The sequence below is a fragment of the Actinacidiphila sp. DG2A-62 genome, assembly GCF_035825295.1.
Classification (GTDB): Bacteria; Actinomycetota; Actinomycetes; order Streptomycetales; family Streptomycetaceae; genus Actinacidiphila.
The window spans coordinates 400,829-416,707 of the sequence record NZ_JAYMGI010000002.1 but is presented as its reverse complement, the minus strand read 5'-3'; the positions used below and the strand labels follow the sequence as shown (position 1 = coordinate 416,707).

At 74.3% G+C, this 15,879-nt stretch carries 6 protein-coding genes and 1 pseudogene; 3 read left to right on the top strand and 4 right to left on the bottom strand.

Translation table 11 applies throughout. The features are described from left to right. Positions 1–17 precede the first annotated feature (17 nt). The 3 genes and pseudogenes from VSR01_RS37625 to VSR01_RS02255 form a co-directional block, all read left to right on the top strand. A pseudogene (locus VSR01_RS37625) lies at positions 18–883 on the top strand (AraC family transcriptional regulator); the annotation flags it as partial. Between the two features lie 331 nt (positions 884–1,214). Then, positions 1,215–2,081: a thaumatin family protein gene (locus VSR01_RS02260; RefSeq protein ID WP_326447609.1), complete on the top strand. Its 867-nt coding sequence runs from the start codon at positions 1,215–1,217 to the stop codon at positions 2,079–2,081. Between the two features lie 12 nt (positions 2,082–2,093). After that, positions 2,094–3,029 carry a glycoside hydrolase family protein gene (locus VSR01_RS02255; RefSeq protein ID WP_326447608.1) on the top strand — a complete coding sequence of 312 codons (936 nt, stop codon included), beginning with the start codon at positions 2,094–2,096 and terminating at the stop codon, positions 3,027–3,029. Positions 3,030–3,092: 63 nt separating this feature from the next. Here VSR01_RS02255 and VSR01_RS02250 read toward each other — a convergent pair whose 3' ends face one another. The 4 genes from VSR01_RS02250 to VSR01_RS02235 are packed head-to-tail and all read right to left on the bottom strand — an operon-like array spanning position 3,093 to position 15,608. Further along, complete coding sequence (locus VSR01_RS02250) at positions 3,093–8,798, bottom strand: RHS repeat-associated core domain-containing protein (protein ID WP_326447607.1); 5,706 nt, start codon at positions 8,796–8,798, stop codon at positions 3,093–3,095. Between the two features lie 41 nt (positions 8,799–8,839). After that, positions 8,840–9,742: a hypothetical protein gene (locus VSR01_RS02245; protein WP_326447606.1), complete on the bottom strand. Its 903-nt coding sequence runs from the start codon at positions 9,740–9,742 to the stop codon at positions 8,840–8,842. Further along, the gene (locus VSR01_RS02240; RefSeq protein ID WP_326447605.1) at positions 9,709–11,439 is read right to left on the bottom strand and encodes a LamG domain-containing protein; all 1,731 of its coding nucleotides are present in this window, start codon (positions 11,437–11,439) and stop codon (positions 9,709–9,711) included. Before VSR01_RS02240 ends, VSR01_RS02245 begins: the two co-directional genes overlap by 34 nt. Further along, positions 11,436–15,608 carry a LamG-like jellyroll fold domain-containing protein gene (locus VSR01_RS02235; RefSeq protein WP_326447604.1) on the bottom strand — a complete coding sequence of 1,391 codons (4,173 nt, stop codon included), beginning with the start codon at positions 15,606–15,608 and terminating at the stop codon, positions 11,436–11,438. Before VSR01_RS02235 ends, VSR01_RS02240 begins: the two co-directional genes overlap by 4 nt. Between the last annotated feature and the right edge of the window lie 271 nt (positions 15,609–15,879).

The window sequence follows — 15,879 nt, the reverse complement described above, 5'->3', positions numbered from 1 at the left end:
GGCGTAGGGTGGCCGGCGTGGACCTGCTCAGCGACATCGCCGGCGTCATGCGCACCGGGCGGCCGACCGCCAGCCGGCTGCGGGTGGGCGCCCCGCGCTGGAGCTACGCCTTCGCGCCGTACGACGGCGCCGGCTTCCACGTGGTGGTGAGCGGCGCCTGCTGGCTGCTGGCCGGCGGCGAGCCGCCGGTGCGGCTCGGCCCGGGCGACGCGGTGCTGCTGCCGGCCGGGCGCGCCCACGTGCTCGCGCAGACGCCCGACGGCGCGAACGCCGTGCCCTTCGAGACGGCCGTCGCGGACCCGGACGGCGGCACCGAGCTGCTGTGCGGGAAATACCGCCTGGACCGCCGCCGCACCCATCCGCTGCTCGCGGCCCTGCCGGACGTGGTGCACCTGCCGGCCAGGGCCGGCGACCACCGGCAGCTGCGTGGCGCCGTCGACCTGCTCGCGGTGGAGACCACGGCGCCGGCCCCGGGCGCGACGCGGCGATCGCCGGCCTGCTCGACCTGCTGCTCGTCTACATGATCCGGGCCTGGCTGGAGGAGCACCGGGACAGCGGCTGGCCCCGGGTCCTGCGCGACCGCGAGGTCACCGCCGCGCTCGAGGCGCTGCACGCCGCTCCGGACCGGGCCTGGCGGGTGGCGGAGCTGGCCGCCGAGGTCGGGCTGTCCCGGGCGACGCTCGCGCGCAGGTTCACCGCGCTGGTGGGGCTCGCCCCCATGGCGTACCTGGCGCAGTGGCGGATGACCCTGGCGGCCCGGCTGCTGCGTGAGTCCGACCTCGCGCTCGCGGCGGTCGCCCGCCAGGTCGGCTACGCGTCCGCCTTCGCCTTCGCCCACGCGTTCAAGCGGGAGTTCGGGACCGCGCCCGGCCGCTTCCGGGACGAGGAAAGCCGTTCCCGCGAGCCGGAGCCCGGCCCCGGCACCGCGGACCCGCCGGCGCCCGCGCCCACCTCCGCGCCGGCGCCCGGGACCCCGGCCGCACCGGCGCCCGCGCCGGCCTCCGCACCCGCGCCCGCACCCCTCGGATCAGCCGCGCGCTGACCGCGACGCGCCCGATCGGACCGCGACGCCGCCCGATCGGACCGCGACGGCGACCGGTCGTGTGGGGTTGGCCGAGGACGGACGGTTGCACCGTACGAGGCGGATGTGGCAGGTGGGGTCACGGCGCATCATGGGGAATCCCCCGTTCCTGTAGGAACCCGTAGGAGCCCCTATGCGCATGCGATCCCTCCTGTGCGCCCTGGCGTTGGCGGTCGGCGGCCTCACCACCGCGGCCGGGACCTCCGCGTCCGCGGCGCCGGCGCATCCGGCAGCCGCCTCCGCCCCGGCGGCGCACGCCTCCGTGGACCTGCCGACGTCCGCGGCCCGCGCCGCCGTCGCCGCCCACCCGGCCGCCGCGGCCCCCGCCGCGGTCTCGCCCGCGTCGGTCCCGCACACCGTGACCCTGGTGAACAGGACCGGCCGGCAGATCTGGGTCGGCAGCGAGGTCAACGCCGACGGCTCGGCCGCCCTCACCGGCCTGCCGAGCCTGGCCCCCGGCGCCTCGGCCACGCTGACCGTGCCGGAGACCACCGGCGCCGGCCACTGGCGCGGCACCTTCTTCGCCCGCGAGGGCTGTACCGGCGCCGACGGCAGCACCTTCCACTGTGTGCTCGGCGACTGCGGCCCGCGCGCGGACCGCTGCACCACCGGCGAACAGCCGGTCAGCCTCGCCGAGTTCAACTTCGACCCCTCCGACAGCCTCGCACCCTGGTACGACGTCAGCTACGTCAACGCCTTCTCCGTGGCCGTCACCATCGACCCGACCGGCACCACCGTCCCGCCCGACGGCGCCTGCTCCGAGGGCGGCTGCCCGGACAATTTGCTGCCCTACTGCCCGTCCGCCGACCTGCGGACCGACGCCGGCACCGGCCTGAGCACCTGCGTCAACCCCAATCGCGACGCGCAGACCTCCTACAGCGACGCGATGGGCTCGCACTGCCCGCGTGCCTACTCCTGGTCCAAGGCCGACCAGGTGCCCGGCAACAAGGTCGTGCGCGACTGCACCTCCTGCTCCGGCATGACCGTCACCTTCCACTGAGGGGAGCGCACCGTGGCACGACCTGGCACGCCCGCCCCGGTCGCACCCCCGCGCACCGCGGCAGCCGCGAGCCCCGCGCAAGCGGCCCGCACCGCGGCGGCGGCACCGCCCCGACGCCTGTGGCGGCTGCTGGCCGTCGCGCTGATCCTCCTCGCCGGAGCGGCCCTGCGCCCGCAGCCGGCCCACGCGACCGGCGCGGCCGGCACGGGGGCGGGCGCAACCGCCGGACGCAAGGGGGTCAGCGTCACCTCGGTCACCGGGGCCTCGCAGGCGCTCGCGGACGTCGGGGCGCACTGGTACTACGACTGGGCCACCACGCCGGGCGGCGTGACCGCGCCGGCCGGCACCGAGTTCGTGCCGATGATCTGGGGCGCCGCCTCGGTCACCGACGCCGGCCTCGCGCAGGCCCGGCAGAACGGCACCGAGCTGCTCGGCTTCAACGAGCCCGACCTCAGCGGCCAGGCGCAGATGTCCGTGCAGCAGGCCCTGGACCTGTGGCCGCGACTGGAGTCGACCGGGCTGCGGCTCGGCGCGCCCGCCGTGGCGTACGGCGGGGACACCCCCGGCGGCTGGCTGGACCAGTTCATGTCCGGCGCGGCGGCCCGCGGCTACCGCGTCGACTTCATCCCGCTGCACTGGTACGGCGGCGACTTCTCCTCGGCCGCCGCCGGCGAGCTGCGCGGCTATCTCCAGGCGGTGTACGACCGCTACCACAAGCCGATCTGGCTCACCGAGTACGCGCTCACCGACTTCTCCGGCAGCACCCCGCGCTACCCCTCCGCCCAGCAGCAGGCGGACTTCGTCCGCTCCTCGGCGGCGATGCTGGACACGCTGCCGTTCGTGGAGAAGTCCGCCTGGTTCACCCTGTCCACCGGGACCGCCCCGACCGGCCTCTACACCGGGACGGTCCCCAACTCCAGCGGCGTCGCCTACCGTTCGCTGCCCTGAGCGGCGGCCGGCGCCGGACACCGGCCGCGGCGGCGGGCCCGCGCCCGCCGCCGCGGCCCGCCGTCAGAAGAACGCCAGCCCCTTTCCGTCGTTGCGGTGGTACAGCCCGTCGCTGGTCTGGTAGATCCCCAGCTCCTTGGACTTGGCGCTGCCCCACGTCGGCGAGCCCGGCCCCGGCTTGTCGGGACCGAGGTTGTACGACGGGCGCGACCCGCCGCCCCCGCCGCCGACGCGCCCGCTGCCGCTGCCGCCGCGGGCCTTGACCGACGCCATGGGCGGGGCGACGCACACGCACATGTTCGTGCCCGGCTTGCAGTACTGGTACTGGCTCGGGTCCGGCACCGCGGCCTGCTGGCCGCAGGGGATCGGCGCGTTGGGCGCCGGGTCCTGGCAGCTGTCGTAGATCCCGGACACGCCGACCCCGTTGGCGAGGTTGATGGTGTCCGCGCCCTCCTCCACCGCGCGCGCCCCGGCGGCGGCCTGGTTGCCGGTCATGATGACAGGCACGCTCCGCGACCACTCGGCGCCGCGCTCCAGCAGGTTGCCCGCGCCCTTGGCGACCGGCCCGAGCACCATGCCCGCCGCGTCGAAGGCGAACTCCAGGTTCTGCTTGCCGGTGCTCTGCCCGGCAGCCTCGCGTTTGCGCTTGTCGTCGGTGAGGTCCTTCATGTCCATCACCGCCATGCCGGCGCCTGCCACCATCACCGCCCCGGTGGCCACCGTCGCCGCGGCGAAGCCCGCCGCGGCCAGCGGGGCGAGGGCGACGGCCGCCATCCCCAGCACCAGCGTCAGGCCCAGCTTGCGCGACGGCGAGGCGTTCACCCAGTCGTGGACCGCGTTGCCGGCCTTGGCGACCGCGTTGCCGACGCTCTTGAGCCAGCCCCACATCTGGCCGGATGGGTCGGACTTGGTGATCGGGCTGTTGTCCGCGTAGGAGTAGCCCTGCATCTGCTGCGGATCGTCCAGACTCATCTGCGGGTCGACCGACAGGAAGCGGCCGAGCCCCGGATCGTAGGTCCGCGCGCCGAGCTGGGTCAGGCCGGTGGTGGGGTCCTCCGCGCCGCCGACGAACCCGCGGTCGCCGGGGAAGTCCACCGCCGCGCCGCGCGCGCCGCCGAACGGCGTCTGGCGGTGCACGCTCACCTGGAGCGTCGTGCTGTCCACCGCGATCTGCGTGGTGCCCTGGAGGTCGCCGGCCAGCCAGGTCACCCCGGCCGCGGTGCGCGCGGCGATCGTGGCGCCGCCGGCGGTGGCGTAGTAGCGGGTGGTGGTGAGCGCGCCGGTGGCCTTGGTCCAGCGCAGCTCCTGGCCGTCGAGGTAGAGCGTGCTGCCCTCGGGGTCGTGCCGCACCAGCTGGGAGCCGTCGGTGTCGTAGACGTACGAGGTGACCGCGGGTCCGGAGCTGACCTTCGTCAGCCGGCCCTCCGCGTCCCAGTCCAACTGCTGCGTGCCGTCGGGGAGCTGGCGGCTGGTCGTGTTGCCGGTGGCGTCGTAGGCGTACCGCGCGGTGCTCTCGCCGGAGGGTCCCGCGGTGGTCACCGCGGTCAGCTCGTGCCCGGTGTCCGGCAGGTCGCTGGTGGCGACGGTGTCGCCGGCCGCGGTGTGGTCGGTCGCGGTCAGCCGGTCGCCGACCGCGTCGTAGGTGAAGGACTGCCAGTACGGCGCCGGGCCGGCCAGCGCGGCCACCGACGGGTCCTGCGCGCAGTCGCCGGCCGGCGTCCACGCCTGGGTGATCCGCTGGAGGTAGTCCATCCGGAAGCACTGCGTGTCGGGCGTGCCGCCCTGCGGGGTGTCGGCGATCGAGGTGATGTTGCCCGACGGGTCGTAGCTGTAGTGGGTGTCGGACCGCATCGGCGCGGGCGTCTCGGTGTCCACGATGGTCCGGTTCACCCGGCGGGTGTGGTCGTCGTAGAACGCCGACAGCCACACCCGGTGGCCGGTGTCGCCGAGCTGGGTGCGGGCGGCCTCGCCGTAGCGGGTGTACTGCGTGTCCGTGACGTAGTCGGCGGTCGTGCCGCCGTAGCCGCCGGTCACGGTGGTCGGCTCGGCGAGGTCGTCGTAGGAGAACTGCACCGCCTCCGCGGGCAGGTCGCCGGCCGCCGCGTAGGTGGCGCTCGATCTGCTGCCGTCCACGTCGTACTTCGTGTACGTGGTGTACGTGCCGGAGATCCCCGGCTCGGCGGAGGGCACCGTCAGCTGGGTCGCGGTCGCCAGGTTCAGCGCGTTGTAGCCCAGCACCGAGGAGGTGTAGGCGGCGCCGTCCACGTAGCGCGTGGAGGTGGCGGGCAGTCCCTTGCCGAGCGGCACCGTGTCGTACGTCCAGGCCGACAGCAGCGTCCCGGTCGCCGAGCCGCTGCGCAGCTGGGTCGGCCGGCCCAGCGCGTCGTAGGCGTGCCACAGGGTGACGCCGCGCGCGTCGGTGCTGGTGACGAGCTGGTTCGCCGCGTCGTAGGTCATGTGCGTGGTGCCCTTGTCGACGTCGGTGTCCTCGACCTCGTTGCCGTGCAGGTCGTAGCCGCGGCGCCAGACGTCGCCGGCGGGGTCGGTGGTCGAGGCGATCCGCCCGTCGGGCGTGTAGGTGTAGCGGGTGACGTCTGTGGGGCCGGTGGGCTTGTCGCCGTGGTACTGGTCGCGCTCGACCACCCGGCCGCGCGCGTCGGTCACCGTGGTCACGGCGGTCGAGCCGGCCGGCGGGGTCACCGTGCTCCGGTCGCCGTCGTACGAGGTGGTGGTCCGCCACAGCTCGTCCGCGCCGCCCTCGACGATCTCCGCGGTCGCCCGGCCCGCGCCGTCGTACTCGGTGACGGTCTGCTGCGGCACGTCCACGTCGGAGGCCACCCACAGCTTGTCGTCGACGGCCGCGTCGTTGAAGTACGGCTGGGTGACCTTGTGCCGGCGCCCCTGCGAGTCGTACCTCATGTCGGTGATCAGCCGTCCGCCGCCGGAGGCCGGCGCCTGGGTCTGCCGCAGCCGCAGCAGCCCGTCGTACAGGTCGGTGGTGGAGGTGTAGTCGCCGTTCGGGCCGATCTTCTTCGTGGTCACCGTGCTCGGCGCGTCGTTGTGATAGGTGTACGAGAAGATGTAGTTGCCGTCCGGGTTCGACGCGCGCGGGCGGTTCGGCAGCCACACCTGGGTGCGGTTGCCGAGCGCGTCGTAGGCGGTCTCGGTGACCCGGTTGTTGGGGTCGACCACCTTCACCGGCTGGTTGTACGCCGGGTCCAGGGTGGTCGTGGTGGCGTGTCCCGCCGGGTCGGTCACCTTGGTCTGGGTGAGCGGGCCGCCGGCGGCGGGGGTGTACGCGGTGGTGGTGGTCCGGCCCAGGGCGTCGGCGGACGCGGTCACCCGGCCCAGCGCGTCGTAGCTCGCGGTCGACGCGGTCACGTACACCGCGCCGGAGGCCGGCCGGGAGTCCAGGGTCTGCGTGGTGGTGGCGTCGCCGGCCGTCGGCGCGTCGCCGAACCGCTGCCCGTCGTAGACGTAGCGGGTGCCGGACACCGCGTCGCGCGGGTAGACCGGCGTGGCCGTGCACGCCGCCGCGACGGTCTCCTTCTGCGAGGGCAGCGAGACCAGCCAGCGCGCGGTGTCGCGGACGTACGAGGTGCGGGTGCACAGGTCGTCGGCGGCGGTCGAGGTGTCGCCGAGGTCGTTCACCGCGGTGATCTGCCCGAGGTCGTCGTAGCTGTTCTCGGTGCGGGTCACCCGCCGCCCGCCGGACCCCAGCGTCGTGTACGTGGTGACCGTGCCCGGCCGCACGACGTACGCCTTGAGCGTGCCGCGGGTCGCCGTCGGGCCCTGCACGGCCGGCGTGGTGATCGTCTTGGCGACGATGTCCTCGCCGGTGCCGTCGTGGGTCTGCGTCTCGTAGCCGAAGCCCTGGAGCCACAGGTCGTCGCGGTGCGAGCCGCCCTCGGAGTCGGTGACGGTCACCGAGCGGGTGCCGGTGGCCTGCTTGTCGCCGTCCATGCCCCGGTAGAAGCGCTTCTCGGTCATGGTCCGCGGTCCCGCCGGGTCGTCCGGCTCGCCCTTGGTGATCCGCACCCGGCCGAAGCCGCGGAAGTCGTTCCAGGTGCGGTCGGCCTCCTTGGTGAACTCCGAGGTGTCGTACGCCCAGGCCGCGCCGTCCAGATACGCGTAGCTGGTGACCTGCTCGGTGTTCGCGGCGATCATGTCGGACTGGGTCACCTGCGCCACGACGTACTTGTTGAAGTAGTCGGTGCGCTCGGAGAAGTCCTTCTTCGCCCACGTCTGCGGGAAGCAGCGCATGGTGTTGGTCGCGGCGTCGGACGGCTCGTGGCCCGCGGCGCACTCCGGCGGCGCGTAGCTGATCGTGGTGACGCCGCCGGCCTCGGAGACCACGCCGGTGACGCGGTAGCGCAGCAGCGGTCCCAGGCCGTCCACGGTGTCGACCCGGTTGGGGAACTTGGTGCCCTCGAAGCGCACCGCGGGCAGCGCGACCGGCGTGCCGCCGGCCAGCCCGGTGTGCGTCACCGCCTTCAGCCACAGCGCGGGCTTCTCGCCGTCCCCGTTGACCGGGAACTCCTGGTCCAGGCTCCAGGACTCCACGTCCCGGTAGGAGGAGCCGTCCAGCACCTGCGTGGTGACCTTCGCCAGCCGTTTGGTGGTCCAGAAGGTGGGCGCGTGGTCGTCCGGGCAGGTCGCGCCGGCGCACTGGGAGTCCCAGGGCACGTCCGGCCAGTTGTCCTTCTTCGACGGGGTGCAGTCGCTGCCGGGCACGCAGCGGTCCGCGACGGTGAACACCACCCGCTCGCCGGCCTGCCCCGCGTCGCCGTCCCGCAGCCCGTACTCGGCGTCCTTCAGGGTGCCGCCGCGGACGTAGGGGACCGCGGCGTCCTTGCCGTCCATGCCGTAGGAGTTGGTCTCGGCGTCGTAGTCGTACCGGATGACGTTGCCGTGCCGGTCGATCACCTTGTCCAGGTTCCACCGCCACGCCTGCGTGCAGTGCGAGGCGTCGAAGGAGGCCGCGTGGCAGGGCTCGCCGTCGTCGTTGCCGAACACCGGCAGCGTCCAGGTGGAGTTCGCCTCGCTGCGGTCGCCGAACAGGTACTGGGTGCCGTCCACGGTGGTGATGCGCCAGTACTCGCCGTTGTCGTCGCCGTTGGCCGCGCCGGTCAGGTGCTCGATGCGGGCGCCGTCGTCGTCGCGGGTGTGCCAGGCGCCGGTGGCGTCGTCCCGGATCAGCTCGCCGCCGCCGGAGCCGTAGGAGGCGAAGGCGTTGTCGCTGCGCCAGCACATGTCGCCGGTCTTCACCGGGTGCACGTCGTCGGCGCACGGGATGTACGAGCGCTCGATGAAGCCCACCGACAGGTCCCAGCCGTCGCCGACCCAGGACGCCTGGTTGTTGGTCGCGCTGGTGCGGCCGTCCACGCTGGAGGAGGAGTAGCCGAGCGACAGGTCGGGGTCCAGGCCGCCGGCCGACGGCGGCGTGCGCAGCGGATAGGTCCAGCTGAAGTCGCCGGTCTGCTCCGACACCTGCCAGCTGGCCGACGGCGCCAGCGGGGTGGCCTTGTACGTGCCGCCGCCGTCCTTGGCGCCGGTGCTCGCCGGCTGGTCGCCGTGCAGCTCGTTCGCGGTCGCCTGGTCGGTCGGCCTGCTGTCCATCGTCTGCTGGACGACCGGCGTGGAGGCGGTCGGCGACAGCGGCACCGACGGCTCCGACGCGAAGGCCCGGCCGGGCCCCGCCAGCGTCAGCGCGGCGGCCACCAGCACCGACGGCAGGGCCGCCGCGACGGCCCGGCGCAGCGTGCGCACCCTCGTCCTCCTCGTGTCCGCCGTCCTCGCCGTCGTGGCCCTCATCCGAACACCGCCGTCTCCACCGGCACCGACGCCAGCGTGTAGCCCAGCAGCCGGTCCAGCGGGTAGCCCTCGCAGTCCTGCGACAGCGACACGAACCTGTCGCCGCCGATCCGGCACCGGTACAGCGCCCTGGTGACCGTGCCGTCCGGCGGCTGCGTCCAGATCCCCCCGAGCGGGGCGGTCAGCGTGCCGCCCTCGCAGGCCGCGTCGGTCGACACGAACCGGTCGTAGCCGTCGCGGCAGTCGTACAGCTGCTCGGTGCCCGGCCGGTCGGCCAGCACCACATAGCCCTGCGGGCCCTCGTTGCGGTAGCCCGGCGGCGAGCCGTCGATGCTCGTGGTGTGGTCGAAGCCGGGCAGCAGGTACCGGGACAGCTGCGCGTACGCCACGGTGTAGCCGAGGGTCCCCTCGTTGACGGCACCGCCGCAGGTCACGTCGCGCGACTCGAAGTGGTCGGCGCCGGTGTCGCAGCGGTACAGCGGCAGCGTCGGGACGTTGACCGGCGGCTGCGTGTACACCAGTCCGAGGTCGCCGACCACGGTCTTGCCCTCGCAGTCCGGCTGCTGCGAGGTGAAGCCGTCCGAGCCGGTCCGGCACGCGTACAGCATCCGTGTGTCGTCGCCCGGCGCGGCGGCCAGGCCCAGCGCCGCCTCGAAGTGGTAGCCGTCCCTGACCGCGTCCGTGCTGCCGGTGTAGTGGTCGCCGGCCGCGTCGGCGAACCGGGCCAGCTCGCCCGGCCGCGGGGCGGACCAGCCGCCGCGCACCGCGATCGAGGCGTCGGTGGCGACGCCCTCACCGGCCCTGACCTCGTCCAGCGCGCCCGGGAAGTAGCCCGACGCGGCGCCGTCGCTCTTGCCGCGGCCGATCACCAGGCGCCCGGTGGCCCGCCACAGCACCACGTCGTCGCGGCTGCCGCTGGCTGCCCGTCGACGTACAGCCGCAACTGCCGGGCCGCGTAGTCGTAGACGCCGGCCAGGTGCGTCCACTGGTGCAGCGCGGGCGGCGCGGTGGACGCCGCGTACACCTGCGGCGCGCCGTCGGTGTCCGAGACCGCCGCGCCGAACACCCACCGCTTCAGGTCCGGGCGGTACTGCAGCACGAACCCGCTGGCCCGCTCGCCGTCCTGGCTGACCGCGGTCGCCACCCGGTCGTCGCGGTCCAGCCGCGCCCACGCCGAGACGGTGAAGCTGTCGCGCATCGGCAGCCCCGAGGGCGTGGTCAGCGCCCCGGTCGAGCCGTCGAACTGCGCCGCCTTGCCGCCGCCGTCACCGGCCACGTAGCCGACGCCGCCGCTCGCGGTCGCGTCGTACCCCCGCCACGTGGAGTCCTTCGCGGTGCCGTCGTCGAACCGGTAGTAGCCCAGGTCCGCGTCCGTCACGTCGTCGTGGACCAGCCGCGCCTCGCCGTCGGAGACCGCCTTGGCGTACACCCGCACGTCGTCCACCACGCCCGGCAGCAGCGCCGAGCGGTTGCCGTTCCACTTGCCCGCGCCGACGGTCATCGGCCCGGTCGAGGGCAGCACGCTCACCCCCACCTGCGCGGCTGACAGCAGTCCGTTGACGTACAGCCGCACCTGGTGCAGGTCCGCGTCGTAGGACACCGTCAGATGGGTCCACGCGCCGGCCACCGCCGCCTCGGTGGAGTTCAGGTTGACCACCGAGGAGCCCGGGTCGTCCTTGTCGGCCGGCGGCAGCGTCACCGTCCACTTCCCGGCCGCGCCGTTGTAGCCGAGGATGAAGCTGCTCAGCCGGCTGCCGTCCTGCGCCAGCACCGAGGCGTTGGCGGTGCCCGCCCGGTAGAGGTACACCCACGCCGAGGCGGAGAAGCTCGCCGCGGTGTCCACCACCGGTCCCGCGGTCTGCGCGTAGCCGGTGGTCCCGTCGAAGGACACCGCGTACCCGGACCTGCCGCCGATCCAGCTGCTGCCGCCGGAGAGCGTCGCGGTCCTGCCGCGCCCGCTGGAGTCCGCCGCGGTGGTGCCGGTGTTCTCGTCGAAGGTCCAGCGGGCCGCGTCGGCCGTCGGCAGCGCCGCGGCCGTCATCGCCGGGTACGAGCGGTACAGCGCGCTGACCCGGTCCTTGTCCAGCTGCCCGGTGTACAGCCGGACGTCGTCGACGCCGCCGGGCCAGAACTCGGCCGCCGCGCCGCCCGCCTTCCCACGGCCGATGGCCAGACCGCCGCCGGGCTGCCACGGCGAGTTGAGGGTGCCGTCGCCGACCCGGGTGCCGTTGACGTACAGCCAGATCTTCTTCACCGACGGGTCGTAGACGCCCACCAGGTGCGTCCAGGTGTTCACCTCCGTGGGCAGCGTCGACACCGCCGCCTTGGTGACCACCGCGTCGTCCGCGTCGGACTCCGGCATCTCGAACGTCCACGCGCCGAACTGGTTCTCGTCGGAGTCCACCACGTGGCCGAGCCGGAACTTGCTGGTGTGCGCGCCGTCCACGCTGACCGCGTCGACCTTGCACGCGGCCACCGCGCCCAGGTCGCAGTCCTTGGACGCCAGCCGCACCCACGCCGAGACGGTGAACGCCTGGTCGAGGCGCAGGTCCACGCCGGTGGTGGTGACCGCGCCGGTGCTCCCGTCGGTGGTCACCGCGTCACCGACCCGGCCGGGGAGAAGCTCGCCCCGCCGGCCACCGTGCCGGTCCGGGCGCCCGCGGCGTCGGCCGCGCTGTGCCCGCCGGTCTCGTCCAGCCGGTACTCGTGCACCAGGCTCAGGTCCCGCCCGGCCATCGTCTGGATCTCCGAGGCGAACAGCGCCCGCTGGTACACCGCCACGTCGTCCACCGAGCCGGGGAAGTACTCCACCGGCGCGCCCGCCCACTTGGCGCGGCCGATCTGCAGCCCGCCGGTCACGTCGTACGTCTGGGTGTGCGCGACCGTGCCCACCAGCGCGCCGTTCACGTACAGCCGCAACTGGTGCGCGCCCGCGTCGTACACGGCCACCAGGTGCGCCCACTGGCCGACCTGCACCGCGCCGCCGGTCACCTCGTCGCGCTTGGAGCCGTCGTCGGGCGTGTCCGCGGCGAACATCACGAAGCCCCAGCGGCCGTCCGGGCGCGCCCTGAGCTTGAAGGCGCTGTCGTTCGCGCCCTCCTGCGACAGCACGGTCTCCAGCGCGCCGGTCTGCTCCACCCGCGCCCACGCGGCCACCGAGAAGCTGCGGTCGACGTCGATCACGTGCGCGGTGGACACCGCCTGCGTGCTGCCGTTCAGCCGCACCGCCAGGTCCGCCGGGTCGGGCATGGCCGACTGGCCGCCGGTGTAGTCCGGCGCGCCGATCGCGGTGCCGTCGTGCGCGGGCGACGCCGAGTCCTGGAGGTTGCCGTCCAGCTTCCACTGGCCCTGCGGGACCCCGTCCTGGGTGACCAGGCCGCGGATCTCGTCGTCGGACAGCACCCTGCTGTACGCGCGCACCTCGTCGATCGCGCCGTGCCAGAAGTTGGTCGGCGTGCCGTTCCACCGGCCGCGGCCGAAGAGCATCGGGCCGGTGGCGTCGAACCCGCCGCTGCGCGCGGCCGAACCGGCCGGCTCGCCGTCGACGTACAGCCGGATCTGCCCGGCCGGCGCGTCGTAGACCGCGGTGAGCTGCGTCCACTCGCCGGTCCTGGCGACCGGCTTGCTGCGCACCATCGAGTCGCCGGACCGGTCGGTCGCGTCGGCCGAGGTGGTGTACAGCTCCCACATGTCGCCGCCCGGGTCGCTGCGGTACTCCAGGAAGTAGGCGCTGTTGACCGAGCCCTCCTGGGACAGCACGGTGGCCGCGTCGGTGCCGCCGGGCGCCGTGTCCAGCCGGGCCCACGCGGACACCGTGAAGCTCTGGTCGGTGTGCACCACGGGAGCGCCGGTGGACACGTAGTCGGTCGCCGCGTCCAGCTGGACCGCGCCGTTCACCGCGCCGCCGTCACCGGTGAAGTGCGCGCCGCCCCGGAGCACGCCGGCCGCCCCGCCGGGCACCGAGTCGGCCGCGGTGGCGCCGCCGGTCTCGTCCAGCGGCCAGTAGCCGACCTGCACGTTGTCCCGGCTGACCGCGGCGCTGATCTCCGCGGCGGTCAGCGCCCGGTCGTAGACGGTGACCTCGTCGACCGCGCCGCCGAGGTAGTCCCGCGAGGCGTCGGAGTCCCACTGGGCGCGGCCGATCCGCAGCGGGCCGGTGGCGTTCACCGCCACCGGGCGGCTCTTGGTCGCCGACAGCACGCCGTTGACGTAGAGCCGGATCTGGCCGGCCGTCGCGTCGTACACACCGGTCAGGTGCGTCCACACGCCGAGCTGGGCGGGGGCGGCCGACCAGGCGAAGCCGGCCGCCTTGTCGGCCGCGTTCGGGTCGGGCATGGCGAACACCCAGCGGCCGCCGTTCTCCGGCCGGTACTGCAGGTCGAAGCCGGCGAACGCGGCGCCGTCCTGGCTGACCACCGACTGCGCGACACCGCCCGAGGTGACCTTCGCCCACGCCGACACGCTCATGCTCGCGTCCGTGCGCACCGTGTTCGGCGCGGTGACGTAACCGGTCGTGCCGTCCAGCTGGACCGCCGAGCCGACCGCGCCCTGGGTGTAGCCCGCGCCGCCCTGCAGGGTGCCGTCGCGGTCGCCGAGGTAGGCCGAGTCCTTGGCGTTGCCGTCCAGCGACCACTGCGCGACCGGGCCGTTGCCCGCCCGCACGTACAGGTGCAGCGTCCTGGTCGGGCTGCGGTGGCCGGCCCGGTCCACGCTCTGCACGTACAGGTTCTGCGGGCCGTCGGCCGGCGGGGCGATCGACACCGTCGCCCGGCCGCCGAGCGCGTCCGCGTCGACCTGGGTGGCCGGCGGGTCGCTCCAGCCGTAGAGGTAGTGGTCCACGTCGGCGACGCCGGCCGCGTCGAAGGTGAAGGAGCCGGGCACGCCCTTGCCGCCGTGCCAGCGGTCGTCCTCCTGGTACAGCCCGCCGGTCACCCCCGGCGGGGTGCTGATCCCGACCCGGTCCACGACGAACGGCCCCGGTCCGTTCTTCCAGTCGCCGCCGTCCGGGCCGTCGCTGCCCCACAACGTCCAGCTGACCTTCTGCCCGTCCCGGCCGCGCAGGTCCACGTCGGTGGTGAAGACACTGCCGGAGATCAACGTCGGACCCTCGTGGTGCTCGGTCGACGGGCCGCCGTAGACGTCCCACACGGCCTTGAGCTGGTCGTTGTCCGGGTCGCTGAGCCGGCCCTGGAGCCGGATCGTGTCGTCGCCGACGTACGGGGTGCCGCCGCACCACTTGCACGCCTTCAGGGGCGGCTGGGTGGTCATCTCGTACGGCGCGTTCGGCCGGGTGTTGTAGTTGACGACGACCCTGGTGGCCGGGGCGTCCAGCTTGCGCCAGGCGTACTTGTCGCCCTCGTCGTGCGCCTTCATGAAGTACGCCGACCAGCCGGTGGTGTTCAGGCCGTTCATGACGTTGAAGCCGATGCCCTTGTTGCCCGCGCAGCCGGTGTACGCCGAGCCGCCCGGCTTGGTCTCCAGCAGCCAGCCGCCGGGCGCGTTGTTCCAGGTGGTGCCGGCGTTGATGGTGGCGTTCGCGGCGAACAGGTCGTAGTCACGGGTGTTGCACTGCGGGCCGTAGACGATGGTGGCGTCCAGTTCCGCGCTCAGGACGCGCTTGCCGGCCAGGAAGCTGGTGTCGAACTGCCAGTAGGTGCGGGCGACGTCCACCCCGCTGCACCCGGCCCAGCCGACGCAGGTGCCGACCTTGCCCCAGCCGTCGGCGTCGCCGGCGCCGTACCAGTGGGCGCTGTTGGGCGAACCGGAGAAGACCTTGGTCCAGTCGTTGCGGTCGAAGGTCCGCCAGTCCGGGTCGACGACCACGGGGAAGGCCGCGTGCGGGTCGGTGAGCAGGGCGCGGTCGGGCACCAGCGTCAGCGACGTGCGGTCCAGCCGGACGGCGGCGTGCGAGGCGCGGGTGCCGGAGGAGTCCCACATCGCCGAGGGCGGGGTGCTGAACACCACGTGCCCGGCGTGGTCCCGGGCCTGCACCGCGCCGGTCGCGTCGGCCTTCAGGGTCAGGCCGTCGGTGGTCAGGCCGAGCCGGATGCGGGAGAGCGCCGGGTCGTGCGCGGCCCGCGCGGTCCTGACCACCAGGTGCTGGACGAAGCCGTCGGCCTCGGCGGTGAGTTCCAGGTCGGCGCCGGGGACGACGTCGCGGTACACGGCGGTCGCGCCGTGCAGCACCGGAGCGGGCAGCGCGCCCGGCCAGGAGAGCGCGAAGGACCGGCCGGCGGAGCCGTACCGGACCAGCGGGACGCCGCTGCCGCCGCCGGAGAACACCAGGGGCGTCTGCGCGGCACGCGGCGCGACGGTACGGGCGGACGGGGCGGTGGTGCGCGCGGCGGCGGGGCCGGCGGACGACGCGACGGACGCGGCGGACGCGACCGACGCGACCGACGCGGTACGGGCGGGCGAGGCGGCCCCGGGGGCCGAGGCGACGAGCGTGGTGTCCACCGGCACCCAGTCCGCGCCGCGCCGCACCCGCACCGGCGCCATGCTCAGCTCGGCGGTCAGCGTGCCGTTCGGCTGGGCGGACACCTTGCGGGTCGGCGTCATCAGGGAGGTCACGACGACCGGCGAGCCCTGCCGGCGCGCGGCGGCGAACGCGGCGGCCGGGTCGGCGGCCTGCGCCAGCGGCGCGACCGGCGGCGACTGCGCGGGCCGCTGCCACAGGCCGAGCGGCACGCCGAGCAGCGGTGTGGCGGTGAGGACCGCGGCTAGGCCGAGCGTGAGCCAGGTGCGGGGGCGGGCCGGTCGCCGCACCGGCGCCGGACTCGGGCCGGCGCCGGACCGGACGCGTGTGCCGGGTCCTGCGCCGCCGCCTGTGATCGCGCGCGCTTCCCGCGCGCGCCGACTCCGCGTGCTCCGCGTGCTCCGTGTGTGATGGCCGCCCGTACGCCGACATGACGGCGCGACAGTGCACCGGACAAGACGTCCCCCGCAATTCCGTACTCACTGGACCTGTTGTCGAACCACGGCACGCCGGGCGGCCCGGATCACGGGCACGGCACGACGCTCCGGACCCGTACGGCAC